The 15711-nt window shown below is 54.3% G+C and carries 10 protein-coding genes; 7 read left to right on the top strand and 3 right to left on the bottom strand.

What is annotated here, in order from left to right:
* Positions 1 to 31: 31 nt before the first annotated feature.
* Positions 32 to 1276: an IS4 family transposase gene (locus SCARR_RS03535; RefSeq protein WP_136060137.1), complete on the bottom strand. Its 1245-nt coding sequence runs from the start codon at positions 1274 to 1276 to the stop codon at positions 32 to 34.
* Positions 1277 to 1369: 93 nt separating this feature from the next.
* Here SCARR_RS03535 and SCARR_RS03530 point away from each other — a divergent pair, with 93 nt between their 5' ends.
* From SCARR_RS03530 to SCARR_RS03520, 3 genes are all read left to right on the top strand, one after another.
* Positions 1370 to 3778: a glycoside hydrolase family 95 protein gene (locus SCARR_RS03530; protein WP_136060136.1), complete on the top strand. Its 2409-nt coding sequence runs from the start codon at positions 1370 to 1372 to the stop codon at positions 3776 to 3778.
* 83 nt (positions 3779 to 3861) lie between these two features.
* Entirely contained in the window at positions 3862 to 5463 is a 1602-nt protein-coding gene (locus SCARR_RS03525) for a glycoside hydrolase family 28 protein (RefSeq protein WP_168432968.1), read from the top strand.
* Positions 5464 to 5480: 17 nt separating this feature from the next.
* Positions 5481 to 6965, top strand: coding sequence for an alpha-L-fucosidase (locus SCARR_RS03520; RefSeq protein WP_168432967.1), 1485 nt, complete (start codon positions 5481 to 5483; stop codon positions 6963 to 6965).
* A gap of 92 nt (positions 6966 to 7057) precedes the next feature.
* Here the strand turns inward: SCARR_RS03520 and SCARR_RS03515 are convergent, their stop codons facing one another.
* Positions 7058 to 8473, bottom strand: coding sequence for a sulfatase (locus SCARR_RS03515; RefSeq protein WP_136060133.1), 1416 nt, complete (start codon positions 8471 to 8473; stop codon positions 7058 to 7060).
* Between the two features lie 191 nt (positions 8474 to 8664).
* On the opposite strand from SCARR_RS03515, the gene SCARR_RS03510 reads away from it, so the two are divergent.
* The 4 genes from SCARR_RS03510 to SCARR_RS03500 all read left to right on the top strand — a co-directional run bounded on the left by SCARR_RS03510 (position 8665) and on the right by SCARR_RS03500 (position 13533).
* Positions 8665 to 12057 (top strand): PKD domain-containing protein, encoded by a 3393-nt coding sequence (locus tag SCARR_RS03510; protein ID WP_136060132.1) that lies wholly within the window; start codon positions 8665 to 8667, stop codon positions 12055 to 12057.
* Positions 12058 to 12111: 54 nt separating this feature from the next.
* A complete protein-coding gene (locus SCARR_RS28550) occupies positions 12112 to 12534 on the top strand; it encodes a 3-keto-disaccharide hydrolase (protein ID WP_222846165.1) in 423 nt (140 codons plus the stop codon).
* Positions 12528 to 12791 (top strand): 3-keto-disaccharide hydrolase, encoded by a 264-nt coding sequence (locus SCARR_RS28545; protein ID WP_246044427.1) that lies wholly within the window; start codon positions 12528 to 12530, stop codon positions 12789 to 12791. The genes SCARR_RS28550 and SCARR_RS28545 overlap by 7 nt, the downstream gene beginning before the upstream one ends.
* Positions 12792 to 12855: 64 nt before the next feature.
* Positions 12856 to 13533, top strand: a complete 678-nt coding sequence (locus SCARR_RS03500) for an RNA polymerase sigma factor (protein WP_136060131.1) — start codon at positions 12856 to 12858, stop codon at positions 13531 to 13533.
* Between the two features lie 71 nt (positions 13534 to 13604).
* On the opposite strand, the gene SCARR_RS03495 is transcribed toward SCARR_RS03500, so the two are convergent.
* A complete protein-coding gene (locus SCARR_RS03495) occupies positions 13605 to 15665 on the bottom strand; it encodes a serine/threonine protein kinase (protein WP_136060130.1) in 2061 nt (686 codons plus the stop codon).
* Positions 15666 to 15711: the final 46 nt, after the last annotated feature.

Here is a 15711-nt window from a genome sequence, read left to right as displayed (position 1 = left end):
CCGTTTTAAACAGTTGGCTGTCCCACAGCATTTAGATGAACCCCGGCAGATACGCCTGTTCCGGTGCTCCTCGGATGCGACCGGGTGGTTTGGCTGTCCCATAGGATTCCAGCAAGGCGGGCAGGTTCCAGCGACGCCAAAGCGAGACCCTTACGACGGTGAACAGGCGCTTGAAGCTGTGATCCCATCCGTGCATGAATTTGAGACAGCGCATCAGCAGATGGACGAGCAGCCCGGTCCATACCTGCCAGCGTACGGCATTAGCGCTGTAGCCGAGAAAGTCGGAGAGCTGGAGCGTCTGTTTGATTTCCTTAAAGAACACCTCGATATCCCACCGGCAGCGGTAGAGCTCCGCGACCGTCCACGCGCTCCACTCCAGATGGTTGGTCAGGAAGACCATTTCGACATCCTTGCCGTTGATCTCCACGAGGGCTACAACGCGGCGCAACTCGCACGGGTAGGCCTTCTTCGATTTTTCGAGCATCAGCTCGATGACTTCGTCGCGAAGGATGCGCTTGTTTTTAGTCGTTTCGAGGGAGCGCATCACCGTGTACTGCATGTTGTCTTTCGCTCGACCCGCCCAATTAATGCCGCGCTCCGTTAGCTCAAAGAGATGCTTGAATTTGATATAAGCCTTGTCGAATACAACGATTTCTCCGGCTTCAAGGTCGGCACACAAGCTCAAGGTCTTGCGGCTGTCATGGTGTTTTGCAGTGTCGACAATGGCACATCGTGGAAGGAAGCTTTGCAGGTCCAGACGCATGTGGCACTTCGCGGCGGCCTTGCGGCGGCGGTGCTTTGCCCAGTCCATGCTATTGGCCACCAGCTGTATCGTGGTCGAATCGAGCGCATGGATCGCCTTGCTGAAGCGACGGAGGTATCCACTACGCACCTTTCCCTTCGCAAAACCAGGCACCGTGTCCATCAGATGCTTCATCATGCTCCAATAAAGCTCTTCGGCCATGTTCGCGTCGCGCACTTGATTCGCATGGCTCAGGTTGTTGCGGGACGGTGGAACCGCACCGCGGATGGTGGAGAGCGCCGCCGCATTCATCTGGAGCGCGTCGCATACATCGTTAAGCCCGAGCGCATGAGCAAAGTGGGCATAAAGCAGCGAAACCACATGGCTCCATGGCGTGTACGTCCGGCTTCGGGCATCGACGCCATGCTTCTTCGCAAGGTTCGTGACCATGTGTCCGGGAATCAGATTGCACAATTGCTTCAAGGTTGTATACCTATGTCCGGCTGGTTTGTGTTTTTGTCTCTGTTTTTTCATACCCTCCGAGTGGAGGATTTAGAGCTCACAAGCCAGCCTTTTTATTTAAAATCTATGGGATGACAGTGATTTAAAATATAAGGACATTATAGAATGAAAGCATCAAGTAAAGTCAGACTCCCGATACTGCTGTCATGCATCGGTCTATCCATGTGCGCATCGGCCTCTCCCAGAACGTACGAAATTTGGGAGACCGAGCCGGCTCCTAACCGCGGTGGCGACTGGGATGTCGTCAAGGCGGGAGGAACCCCTTTTGATCAGGATTGGGAAGAATGGTCCTATGCCATCGGCAATGGCTACATGGGGGCAAACCTGTTTGGCCGGGTCGATACGGAACGGATTCAGATCACCGAAAAGACACTGCACAACAAAGGCATCTATAATGGCGGGGGGCTCACCAGTTTTGCGGAAATCTTTCTGGATTTTAACCACACGGATGTTCAGAACTACCGTCGCTCATTAAACCTCAATGATGCCATCGCCTATGTCTCCTATGAAGCAAACGAGGTGAAATACACGCGTGAGTATTTCATGTCCTACCCGGATAACATCATGGTCATCAAACTCTGCGCGAATAAAAAGGGCGCTCTCTCCTTTGTTCTGCGGCCTGAAATTCCTTATCTCAACAAAGAGGATCAGCGCACGGGCAAGGTTTCGGCACACAAGGATCTGGTGACGCTCTCCGGCAAGCTCCCGTTTTTCAACATTAATTATGAAGGCCAGATCAAGGTCCTCAACGAAGGCGGCTCCCTCAAGGCCAACAACGGAACCTTCACGGTCGCCAAAGCCGACTCTGTCACACTGTTGATCGCGACCGGCACGAACTACCGTCCGGGCACGCACATCTTCTCCAACGCCAACGGTGAAAAGCTGGATGCAGACCTTTTCCCCCACGAGGACGTTTCGGCGCTCATTGCCAATGCACAACGTAAAGGTTATGCCGGCCTCAAACAAACCCATCTCGACGATTACCGGAACCTGTTCGAACGTGTTGCGATTAATCTGAACGCCGAGGTTTCTCCTGACCCGACCCATATGCTTCTGGAAAAATATAAGCAGGGTGAGAAGAACACCTACCTGGAGGAACTCATGTTCCAGTATGCCCGTTACCTCCTCATTGCCAGCTCAAGAGAAAAAACATTGCCGTCCGCTCTGCAGGGCGTCTGGAGCCAGTACCACAACACCCCGTGGACGGGCGGCTACTGGCACAACATTAATGTTCAGATGAACTACTGGGGGGCCTGTAGTGCCAACCTTGCGGAAACGTTCGTCTCCTACATTAATTATTTTAAAGCCTATTTCCCGAAGGCGCAGGAGCACGCCGACAGTTATGTGAAAAAATTCAATCCGGCCCGGCTCGCGGATACGCCGGGCGACAACGGATGGATTATCGGGACATCCGCCAACGCCTACAATATTTCCGGCGCTGGCGGCGGCCACTCCGGACCGGGCACCGGCGGCTTCACATCCAAGCTGCTGATGGAATATTATCTCTTCACACAGGATCAAAAATTTCTCGAAGAAATCGGCTATCCTGCCATGCTCTCCATGAGCAAGTTTTTCTCTAAGGCACTGGTTCCGCAAGGCGACCTGCTGCTGGTGAAACCGTCCGCCTCTCCGGAACAGAAGGTCCGAAAGAAAGAGCAACTCGCAAAAATTAAAAATCCCGGCCATGTGGACAAGAAGGGCAACTACATCACTACGGGTTGCACGTTTGACCAAGGATTTGTGTGGGAAAACCACAACGACACCCTGATCATGGCTGAGGCCCTGGGCAAAAAAGATGACTTCCTAAAGACCATTCAAACTGAAATTACCAAGCTCGACCCGATCCTGATCGGCACCTCGGGCCAGATCAAAGAGTACCGCGAAGAAGAGGCCTATAGTGATATCGGTGATCCCCTCCATCGTCATATTTCCCACCTCTGCACCCTCTTCCCCGGCACTCTCATCAATTCGGACAACGAAGAGTGGATGCAGGCCGCCCGCACAACGCTCGACCTTCGAGGCAGCAAAACCACGGGCTGGGCCATGGCTCACCGCATGAACTGCCGCGCCCGTCTCAAGGAAGGCGAAAAAGCCCACGAAGTCTATCAACGCTTTATCAGCGAACGCACCGTGCCCAACCTTTGGACGCTGCACCCGCCGTTCCAGATCGACGGCAACTTCGGCACCATGGCCGGTGTCGCTGAAATGCTGCTGCAGAGCCATGAAGAATATATCGAAATCCTTCCAGCCCTGCCCAAAGCCTGGAACACCGGATCCTTCAGCGGCCTCGTTGCGCGCGGCAACTTTGTCTTTTCCGCAGATTGGAAGGACGGCAAAGCCAGTGCCATCTCTGTCACCTCAAGAAGCGGCCGCGAATGCCGCATCGCCTATCCCGGTCTCGAATCCGCCCGAATCAAAAACAGCAACGGTAAAACCATCAAGACTTCTAGCGACAGGAGCGGCCGGATTAAATTCAACTCCACCAAAGGGGAATCTTACACGGTTGTATTCTAAGAATGATTTCGAAGCGTGTCCCAATCCGAGAAGTTCGCCCGTGTTCTAATTAAGTAATAATTAATTTTAGCTGGATGGCGGAAATGAATCGAAGTGGTTTTATAGGTGTTGCTTTTGCGTGGGTCGTGACTGCTGTTTCGGGAATGGCTCAACCACTTGATGTGTTGGATTTCGGCGCAAAGGGGAATGGAAAGACATTGGATACCGTCGCGATCCAGACTGCGATCGATGCCTGCAGTAAACAGGGTGGCGGGACCGTCTACTTTGCGCCGGGTCATAGCTTCCTGACGGGAACGTTCGAGATCAAAAGCAACGTGGCGCTGCATTTGGACGGCAATGCGCGGATTATCGGCGGCGATCACCTCAAGGATTACCGCGACGACGTCGGCGGGTGCCCCTATGGTGAAGGACTCGACCGCGCGTTGGTTTATGCGAACGGGGCGGAAAATATTGCGCTCATCGGCAGCGGAACAATCGATGGCGGGAACCGGGGTGTAAAAAATAAACCGAGCGAGTGTGCCAAACTGCTCGATGAAAAGGGCGAAAAGACCCGCCATCGACCCATGGCAATCCGCCTGAAAAACTGCAAGCGGGTGCGTATGCGCGACCTGCTGTTCACCAACTCCCGTTCGTGGTTTACCCATCTGCAGTTTTGCTCCGATGTCGTGATCAGCGGGATTACCATCGACAATCCCTATCAGGATGGCTTCAACATCGAGAGCTGCCAGGATGTGCGCATCAGCGATTGTTCGCTTGATTGCTACGACGATGGCTTTGCGCTGACCACCAGCCATCTGGATAAACCGATCCGCAACTTCACGGTCAACAACTGCACCGTGAAGAGCCATTGGGCCGGCATTCGTTTTGGCCCGCTCTCTAAAGGCAATTTTGAAAACGTGTTGTTTAACAACCTGGTGCTGCACGACTGCGAAGGTGGGGGCATTAAGATTGATCCGTGCGAAGGCGGCACTGTACGCAACTGCCTGTTCAACAATATCCGCATGGAGCGCGTGCGCGGGCCCATTTGTATTCAGAGCGCTCGCTGGCCCGATATAGGTGCGGGCGGCTGGAATGACAAGGGCCGTGAACTCATGCCGGCCTCGCCGATCCATGATCTGCGTTTCAGCAATATGATCATTGAAGCGGTCGGCCGCCCGTCTACCAACCCGAACCATAATCCACTCATCTGGATTCATGGCCACCCGGAGGCTATTGTGAAAAACATTTATCTCGAAAACATCCAGCTGACGTCGCCCGGTGGCGGAACGGCCGAGCAGGCGGCGCGGCGCGATCTGCGCGATGTCGATGATATAAAATGGGACGAAGCCGGATACTGGTATACCAATAAATCGGCCTTCGGTGTTCCGCCTTCCTATGGCCTTTATGCCCGCCATGTAGAGGGACTGGTTCTGAACAATGTGCGCTTCCTGACTGAAAAGGCGGATGCGCGCCCCGCGCTCTTCCTGAACGAATGCAGCGATTGCAACATGAATGGTGTGCGCGCTGAGATTTCGCCGGAGGCCTCCAGTTTGGCCGTCGCAAAGGATTGCGTCCGCGTCGCTTTCGACTGGGTCGGAAGCGAAGGCGAAGTGGAGGTGCTGCTCCAGCAGGAAAACACGGAATTCGTTTCGGTCGTCAATCCGGCTTCGTTCAGTGGACATCTGAAAGACACGATTTCAAAATAACGGGAATACATATGCATATGAAAAAATATCTACACATCATTTTGGCTTTTCAGATGGGCGCCTGCGCGGCTTTTGCAGACAACGGAGAGGCGAGTAAAAACAAGTCTATTGTGAAGGGGCAGCATGGTGAGATCGGCAACATGACCGAAACGGTTTCTGGCCATACCGCGCATCCGGATGCGCAGTGGTTTCCGGATGCTGGACTGGGTCTTTTTCTTCACTGGGGAATTTGCAGCGTTGAGGCTATGAATATTTCCTGGCCGATGATGGTCGGTGCACGCCTTCCGCGTATTGAAGACCCCACCGAACGCGATCGTATTATCCGCGAAAAGGATTGGGAGCTGAAAGGTCAGCCGGAGATGACGCCGATGGAATACTGGGCGATGGCAGAGAAATTCAACCCACAAAACTATCATCCTGCAACGTGGTTGGCGGCCGCGAAGGCATCGGGGTTTGAATATGTCGTGCTGACCACCAAGCATCACGAGGGCTTTGCCATGTGGCCCAGTGCCTTTGGCGATTTCAACACGAAAAACTATATGGGCGGCCGCGATCTCGTGAAGGAGTTTGTGGATGGGTGCCGTAAGGCCGAGATCAGGGTGGGACTCTACTATTCCCCGCCGGATTGGTATTTTGATCGGGAAAACGTCAACTTCACGCATCGCAACCTGCGCAAGAGCAACCCGGAGCTTTCTCCGCTGGATTATAACCTGCAGCCAAAGGGCCCTTCGATGGAAGGCGAGGAACTTGTCGCTCACCAGAAAGCCTATGCCGAAATGGTCAGCGGACAAATCCGCGAGCTGCTCACCAACTATGGAAAGATCGATGTGCTTTGGTTCGACGGCAATCCAAAGGTTGGTGAATATACAAAGTTGCTCATTGGTCAGGACGAAATGCGCCGGCTCCAGCCGGGCATGGTGATTAATCCGCGTATGGGCGGCAAGGGCGACTTCCGTACTTTCGAACGCCATCTGCCTGAAAACCCCGAACTCAAGGACGGAGAATGGGCGGAGTTTTGCAATACATGGAACTTTAACTGGCCCTATGTCGATAAGGATTACCGCCACTTCAATCGCGTGCTTGACGAACTGATCCGCTGTCGCATCCACGGCATCAACTATCTGCTGGGTATCGGCCCCAAGGCCGACGGCGACCTCTGCTACCGCGCCTACGAAGGCTTTGAGTTGTTTGAAGATTGGATGAGCACAAACGGTGAATCGGTCAACGGCGTACACCTCCTTGCAGAAAACGAAACCTGTTCCACCCATGCCTCGCAGAAGAGCAATGTGCGTTATGTTTACCTGATGCCTTCCAATATCCGCGAAGACCGTGTGCCGCAACCGGAGACGGTGGAGTTCAATGGATTGCCGAAGCCGAAGAAAGTGTTCATGTTGCACAATGGGCAATCAGTACCTTTTGAATTCAACGAGGGTCAATTGATCATTTCGGTGGCCAATGAAATGCAGACCAAATATGCGGATGTAATCAAGGTGGAGTTGTAGATTGAAACGAGCCCCGATGCTAAACGCGTTAGCGTGTATAGCGGACGGAGAGGTGAAAGCGCTACAGGATTATGTGGATCCAGCCAGTGAAACTATTTTTTCGGCTTGTAGTCAGGGTTGGGCAGATGCGGCGGAGCGTTGACTGATTTGGACCACGCATCGAGTTTGGTTCGCATTTTCTGGGCGCGCTCGGGATATTTGGAAACGAGGTTATGCTCCTCGGCGATGTCGTCGACGAGGTTGAACATTTCTTCCTCTTCATTCTCGAAATAGGTGCAGAGTTTCCAGTCGCCGTCCCGCATGGCCATGCCTGCACGTCCGGCAAAGCTGTAGTTGGAGTGGAACCAGTAGAGCGCGCGCTTCGGCAGCTGCTTCCGAGGATTGGAAAGTGCCGCCGAGATGTCCATGCCGTCCAGATGGTGTCCATCTGGGTTTTTCAGTCCGACTTGCGCGAGCAGGGTGGGGTAGAGATCCTGGGTGATGATCGGTTCGTGGCTGAGGGTTCCGGCAGGAATACGGCCGGGGAAGCGGAAGATGTAGGGCACACGGATACCCCCCTCGTCAATAGCGCCCTTGCCACCCTTGAGGATGCCGTTGCTGGTGTTGGGTTCAAATTTGTGCCACCACTCGCCATCTGCTTTCAGTGGAACACCTCCGTTGTCGGAGGTGAACACCAGCAGGGTGTTGTCGGCGATGCCGAGCTCTTCCAATGTGTCCATAACGCGGCCGACGGTGCGGTCGAGGCTCTTGAGCATTGCGGCCAGTACGGGGTCGTGATGCATGTTACCTTTTGGCTTGGCCTCGAAATAATCGATGTCCTTCTGGATAGCCTCGAATTTGGAATGCACCAGCATGTCCGGGAGGTAGAGAAAGAAGGGTTGGTTGGCGGTTGCGTTTTCTTTCAAGAAGCCGACGGCCAGATCGCACATGTAGTCGGTAAGATAAACATTTTTCGGGATCTGCTTGTCGGTGTTCACTCCTTGAGGCAGCAGTTGGGTGTTGAAGTGGTTGTAGTCCACCCGCATCTTATATTCATCGAAGCCGCGTTCTCCGGGAAGATCTTCATCTCTGCGACCCAGATGCCATTTTCCGAACATGGCCGTGCGGTAGCCTTGGGATTGGAATGCTTCGGCCAGCGTAACCACTTTTTCATCGAGGTAGCTTTGGTGCGGGGGCTGGATCAGGCGGGTTTTAGGTTTGCCGTACTTTTTGAGATTGCGGTGATTATCAGAAACGCGCAATACGCCGTGGCGCGGGATATCCCAGCCCGACATCAGGCTAGCTCGGGTTGGGGCGCAGATCGGATCGGCGGCGTAGCCGTTGTCGAACCGCATGCCTTGGCTGGCCAGCTTGTCTAAGTTGGGGCTTTCATAATAGTCGCTTCCGAAGCAGGCGGGGGAGTTCCATCCCAGGTCGTCGGCTAGAATCAAGACCACGTTGGGCGTTTGTGATGCGGCGATGGCGACACTGGCAATACAGGAAAAGATCAGTGTTTTAAGCAACTTCATGTTGGTTTCCTTAGTTTATTAATTCCATTTAACGGGGCGATATGAGCATGTAGATTCTTCCAATGCAATAATACGTTATATTTAAATTCAGAATTGGCGGATATGCGACGTGTATAGATGTAGGTAGGGAGATCGTGCGTTGTGCAGGGTTGTCGTCCCCACTGATTTAGATTTAACGGATTGGGTTTTTCATGGATTGGATCGGAAGTTTTAGCTTATTCAGCAAAAAAGCGTTGTTCGGGGGCTTGCTGGCTGTGGTGACGTTTGCCGAAGCGGCGACTTCGGGGCTTTGGGGGGTAAATGGCGAGTTGTGGGACAATACCTATCCCTCCAATTCAATCAGCTCCCGGATTGCGGATGCATCCCACGCCGGTTATCAGGGCGGCGATGTGCCGATTCCGTTCTATCCTGTATCCATAGTTGCAACCAACTTTGGCGCCATTCCGAACGATGGCATCGACGATTCCGCCGCCCTTCAGGCGGCAATCGATGCCTGCCCGACCAACGGCGTTGCGATCTTTCTTCCAGAAGGCGTCTACAATGTCACCAATACGGTCTTTATCAATAAACCGAATATCGTGCTGCGCGGTTCCGGCCCCGCGAAAACGGTGATCGAGGCGCTCAACGGGATTTCAGCCATCAAGCTCGACGGCGATACGACCAAGCAGGGGCTCTCCATGGTGAATGGATTTTTGCGTGGGGATACCGAGATTTCAAATGTGGCGTTGGCCAACCAGGCTCAGGTGGGGGACCTGATCTATATGCAACTGTCGCTCAGCAAATATGATGGCGCCGCCTTCAGTAATCTTGTTGAGCAATGTATTGGGGGAGTGCAGATTCCGCAGTTCTCGGGAAACGTTTCCTGTAAAATGTATGCCAAGGTCGTCGGAGTGGCCGGCAAAGTGGTCTCGTTCGATCGGCCGCTCGAATATTCCTTCCAGGGCGGAACCAAAAAGTGGGGGCTGGGTATCATGCGCCCCGTAATGCACGACGCGGGAGTGGAGGATCTCACCGTCACCTTCGATCCCGACTATCCCTATGCCAAGCATTTCAACGGAACGGCTCCGGGGCCCGATTATGAAGAGGATGTCACCACCGACGGTATTTATTTGCAGGCCTGCGTGAACTGCTGGGTGCGCAATGTCGAGGTTCGTGAAGCCTGCAGTGCGATTAGCATGTATGGTGAAAATGTCCAGTGTACCGTTTCGGACGTCACGCTGGTGGCCGAGCGGATGAGCCAGTCGGAGTTTCCGCTGCAAAGCGGTTTGGACTACGACTATGCCATGCAGTTCGACACGCCGCTCGAGAGCAACTATTGGGATGTGCGCGCGCACGCCGCCGTGGCGCTGACCGGCTCCCACATGCTGGCCGAGCGCATTCGCCTGAACTATGCCGGGCTGCACGACCTGACTATCAATTCCACGGTAAACAGCGTTTTTTCCGATGTTAAGGGCTTTGATATATCGCTCGATCACCATCGCCAGAACGGCTCGCGCAATCTTTACACGCAGATCGATGTCGGTTTGGGTCGCAAGTTCTGGCTGAGCAGCGGCCTGAATTCGGCCGGCATCCAATGCGGCGCATGGGAAACCTTCTGGAATATTGACAGCGCGTTGGAGCAGGATTTTCCGTCCTACGCTGCTACGGGAAACGCTTTCTGCCGCGGGTACATCAATCTGGTCGGCATCCATGCCCTTGCGGATCCCGTAACCGATGCCTCCCCGCGCTGGTTCGAGGCCGACATTGGCCCCGGCGAGCTGGACCAGCCCAATCTCTACGAGGCCATGCGCGTCAAACGTTTTTCCGAAAATGGCTGGGATGCCTTTCCACCAACCGCCGTGGCTTCCGCAGATACCTTTCAGGGAACAGATTCGCTGACCGTCAATTTCACTGGAGACAGCTCGTCCGATAATATCGGCATCGTTTCCGCCCTTTGGAACTTTGGCGACGGCTGCACTTCGTGGGAGACCAATGCGCAGCATACCTACACGGAATCGGGTGTCTATACGGCTTCGCTCACCGTGCGCGATGCCCGTAATCTGCGCGACACACAGGAAATCACCATCACCGTTCTCGAATCTGACGGACTGTATGATCTCAACTACAGACTGGCCGGCTCGGCCGAGCTTGAAAACCATGCGCTCGGAACCGGTCATGCGCTGGTCGGGGCAACCAATCAGGTGGTGGCCGAAGGCGGAGCCGGAATTGTTGTCATCGCCGTGCCGGGTTCGGGCTGCCGCTTTGCGGGCTGGAGCGATGGCGTGAGAACCGCCGTCCGTATCGATACAAATGTTCTTCAGTCATTGGAACTCACCGCCTACTTCATGGAAGGAACTGCGCCTTCTGGAAGCGGGCCGACCGATCTGTCGCTGGGCAGCAATACGGTTGAGGAAAACGCCGCCAACGGGACGCTGGCCGGCACCTTCACCGCCACCGATCCGGATGCCGGGGAAACCTTTGTCTACCAGCTGACCGACGATGCAGGCGGGCGCTTTGCCATTGACGCATCCTCCGGGGAACTCACCGTCGCCGATGCGGATTCCATCGTCTATGCATCGAACACCACCCATTCCATTACCGTGCTGGTGCTCGACAGCACGTCGGAATTCTACAGCGAAAGTTTTACGATTCAGGTTCTCCGCGCCGGTGCTCCGCCGCCGGTCTATGCGCCGCTCGAGCTGTTGGTCAACGGTTCCTTTGAGTCCGGATCTGCAAACTTTGTTTTTACCGGGAATGCCGGCAACATAGCGCTGGCTCCGTCGATGGCCGGCCAGTGGGCCGTGCGCGAATCCGGCGAAGATACTAACATGGATCTGGCCGACGCAAGCGGCGTTGTTTCTGGACAGGATGGAAACGTATCCATGATGTTCCAGATTGCGTCCAAGCGCGGAATAGTGCAGGTGGTCGATGTGTCGGATATCGTTGTTTCCGGTCTGCAGATTAATTTTTCAGCGGTCTTTGCCGCGCCGGGACGCGAGGGGATGACCTCTTCCGATATGGCCTGCTACCAGGTGGTCGGCTTCAATGATTTCACTGGGCTGACCGTGGATCTCGGCGGCACGTACGCTTTCACCAGTGGCACCTATGACAACTTGGTGGCGAAGCGCACCATTGCCGATGCCGAGTTGTCCGGCAATGCCTACACCATCTTCAGCAACAGCGTGACCCCGGCTGTTGACTACAACTACCTAGCGGTGCTGGCAGGCGGTTTGGCCAGCGCCAACAATAATAATTCCGAGTTTGTGGGGGTTGATGCGGTACAGCTGATACTCATGCAAATTGCCGAAGACAGCGATGGCGACGGCCTGACCGATGCGCAGGAGATCGCGCTCGGCACTGATCCCGGCGATCCGGAATCCGTGTTTGGTTTTTCAGGAAGTGCGCCGCTTCCAATGTCTGGAAAAATAGAGCTTTTCTGGCCGAGTGCAACGGGTGTGCTCTACCGTGTTTGGCAGAGTCCCGATATGGCCGGCTGGACGGTTATCCGCGACTGGGCTATTGGCCTGACGCCGCCGGAGGATGCGTTTGAGTTTGATCTAACGCCCTCCAATAGTTATTTCAAGATCGAGGCGGACATCCAATAGACATGACCGCCAATCTATAGGAAATTTGGCAGAAAGAGGGAAATGATAAGACGTATGAATCATTTATGGATAAAGACAGGTGTTGGTTTGATGGGCTTGCTGGTGTTGGTTGGTGCGGCTGCATGGGGCGGCTATCCGGATTCGTCGGAATGGAACGCATTGTTCAATTCGGATCTTTCGAATGCGGACAAGCCTGAAGGGGTGTGGTCGGTTGAGCAGGGCGTGCTGACGGCCAGCGAAGATAAGGCCATCTGGACAAAGCGGGATTATGATAATTTTGTGTTGGATCTCGAATTCAAGACGGCACCCGGTTCAAACAGCGGTATTTTGGTCTATTGCACCGACACTGAAAAGTGGATTCCGAATTCGATCGAAATCCAGCTTACTGACGACTTTTTCGAAAAGTGGGCGAAGTCGAGGGGGACAAGAAGTGCGGAGCGATATACGGCCGTTTGGCCCCCGCCAAGAGCATGGTGAAAAAGCCAGGAGAGTGGAACCGTTGCGCGATCACCTGCAAGGGGCGCCATATCGATGTGGTGCTGAACGGGGAACACGTCACCTCCATGGATATGGCGCTTTGGACGGAAAAAGGCAAGAACCCGGATGGGTCGACGGTTCCGTCGTGGCTGAGCAGGCCTGCTGCCGAGCTTGAAACCAAGGGCCGCATCGGCTTTCAGGGAAAGCACGCGGCTGCCCCGATTTTCTTTCGGAATATCCGGATCAAACAGCTTTAGATCTGGGGTACGCCTATCGGTGGTTTCGAACTGTATTGATTTCGGTTAACGATCTGCTGTTCAAATGAAAATAAAACGCTATATTAACTATGTCGAGGCAGTGATTCGGGGAAAGAGGCCCCGGTTGAAGCAGGCAATGGCGATGAGCGATCAATACAATACAAGGCAGACGCTGATTCAGCGCATTCAGGCGTCCCATGACGATCAGTCGTGGGATGAGTTCGTGCGCATCTACCGCCCCTACATCTATGCCATTATCCGCAACATGAATGTTTCCGTGGATGAAGTGGACGACCTGGTTCAGCAGGTCTGCATCAAGGTGTGGAAGAACATATCCGGCATGGAGCTCACAGCCACCCATCGGTTCCGCAGCTGGCTCAGCTCGGTGACGATCAATTGTACGCGGGACTATTTTAGAAAATCTGCGAGGGATGCCACGCGCTTGGAAAAGGCGTCGGAGGATGAATCGCTCAACTACCTAAGGTTGGTTGATGAGCCGGAGATCGATCGGGTTGCCCAGCGGGAGTGGGAAATCCATTTAACGAACCTCGCAATGGAAAACATAGAGCCGCTCTTCACGCGGCAAACCATCGACGTATTCATGCTCAGCCTGGAAGGATTGAGCGCCAAGGAGATTGCGGCAAAAACCGAGCTGTCTGAAAACGCCGTGTATTATCAGAAAAACCGTTTCAAGCGGCGGCTGGTGCAGGAAGTGGCCCACTTGCGGGAAGAGCTGGAATGAACCGTTAAATATTGAACAAGGAATATCGAATGTAGAAGGGGAGAGATCTCTCGAAGTTCCATGTTCGATATTCAGTATTCGACATTCCCTGCTTCTTCCATCACCTCGATTCCCTTGAACCGGATTTTTTTGAGGACTGATTCGGGATATTCTCCCTTGCCGACAATCAATCGATCAAGTCCTATGCCCTGCAGTGTCCACGCAAGGTTGCTGGCCGGTTCCAGAGAGACGCCAATCATGCGCAGTTCCTTGGTTTTCAGGTTTTTCAGTTCCCGTGTGAGCGAGACCGGGGTGTGGCTGATGTCGAGCGAATAAAGATTGAGGTGCTGCAAGAGGTTTTGCCGATATACGAGTGGGATGGTTACGAGATAGGCGCTGTAGGGAGTATGCGACAGATCGAGGTGATAGCCCTCCGCCTGTTTGCTGAGTCTCAGTTGTGGTATTTCCTCGTCGCTCAGTTCATTCAGCCGCGAAAGCATTACGGCAACGACCTCGGCATGCTCCTCCGGTACAACCGAGGGGACCCGCCGGGTGTAGTGGAAATAGAGGAAGAGGCTCATGTCCCGGTTGATCGCATCGGTGTTGGTCAACAGCTGGGCTAGATCATGGCCGGACAGAAAACCGGAATCGTCGGGTTTGATGACGGCATATTCCCGGCAGAGGTTCAGCATGGCATTGCCCCTCAATCCCGTATCATGTACCTGTTCCAAGGCCTCTTCTGCGGCATTGAACTGTTGCAGCATAAAATGCATGCGCGCCTTTTCGCGCAGGGTCGCCTGTTTGGTTTCGGGATCGATGTCATCACGCGCTAAAATTCGTTGTGTTACGGGAATCATGCTATTGGCACTGATATAGCTGCGCACCTCTTGTGTGTGGTAGGAGAGGGTGGCCAGCTCTTCGCTCACACGCACCAACGTTTCCTTCTCTTCGCGGTAAAGCGCAAAGTTTTCTTCGGCGGTCTTTTTTTCGCGTCGGATAATGGAAAGATTGATGCTAACGACAACGAACAGCAAAGCCATGAACGCAATGAGCCAGAAGCTGAGTTTACGGTGGCGATGGGTCAGCAGGATCATGCGGGTGTAGATGCCGGCATGTTCGGCCTCGGTGGGGTAGCCTGTGAGATAGCGGTTGATATCCTGCTGGAGTTCCTGGGTGCTGACATAGCGGCGTTTTGGGGACGTCGCCAAGGCTTTCATAGCCACAGCCGTCAGACTGGTCGGCGCGGGGCGTCCCGGCCGGCGTGTGCGGGGATGAATCACATTGCCGTTGCGGGTGTTTTCCAACACTTCGTTTGTTTGCCGGCCTTCGACCGGAAGCTCGTGCGTCAGGATGGAATACAGGATTGCGCCGAGGGCGTAGATGTCGGTTCGGGGCGTTTTTGCTTCCCCGGTGACCTGCTCGGGAGCCATGAAACCCGGCGTGCCTTTCATGGTGCCCGAGAGGGTCATGTCGTTGAGCACTTCGCCGTCGAGACCGTTGGGCTCGCATTTTTTCGTGGCGGTTTCATCGATCCCCACATGCGCCAATCCCCAGTCGCACAGGAACACTTCACCAAACTGCCCGACCCGGATGTTGTCGGGCTTGATGTCCAAGTGGAGCACGTTACAGGAATGCGCGTAGGCCACGGCATCGCAAACCTTGTTGAAAATGCCGAGCAAGGTTTCTAGCGGATACTGTGTCTTGTAGGAGGCGTCCCCGTCCTTCAGTTTTTGGATGATGTCCTTCAGGCTGTCTCCGGGCACAAGCTCCATCGAGAAAAAGGGGTGGCCGTCGTCGCCGATCCCCATGTTGTAGATCGGGACAATGTTGGGGTGCATCAGGTTGGCGGTCAACTGGGCTTCGCGCAGGAATTGTTCGAAGTCGTCCGGTGTTTCAGTCTTGATAGGGTGCGCCATGGCCACGCAACGCTTCAGGCGTTTGTCGAGCGTGCGCACGATCCGCTTTTCCCCGCCGGCCGCAATCGGTTCAAGCTCCTCGTAGCGATTCTCGGTCTCTTTAAGCGAATTGAGAATGGGGGTCGACCATTCCAGCTCCTCGGGGGTCGGTTTGCCCGGATCCGCGGCATAAAACTTGCGCAAAACGCTTTTTCTGCGCTGGTATCGCTCTTTGTCGTTGTTCGGGCTGTTTTCCATGGTCAGTCAGGAATTTGGCATAAAATGGTCAAAAATGGAAATAAAA

Source organism: Pontiella sulfatireligans, from assembly GCF_900890705.1.
Taxonomy (GTDB): domain Bacteria; phylum Verrucomicrobiota; class Kiritimatiellia; order Kiritimatiellales; family Pontiellaceae; genus Pontiella; species Pontiella sulfatireligans.
This window is presented reverse-complemented; position numbering and strand designations above follow the sequence as displayed.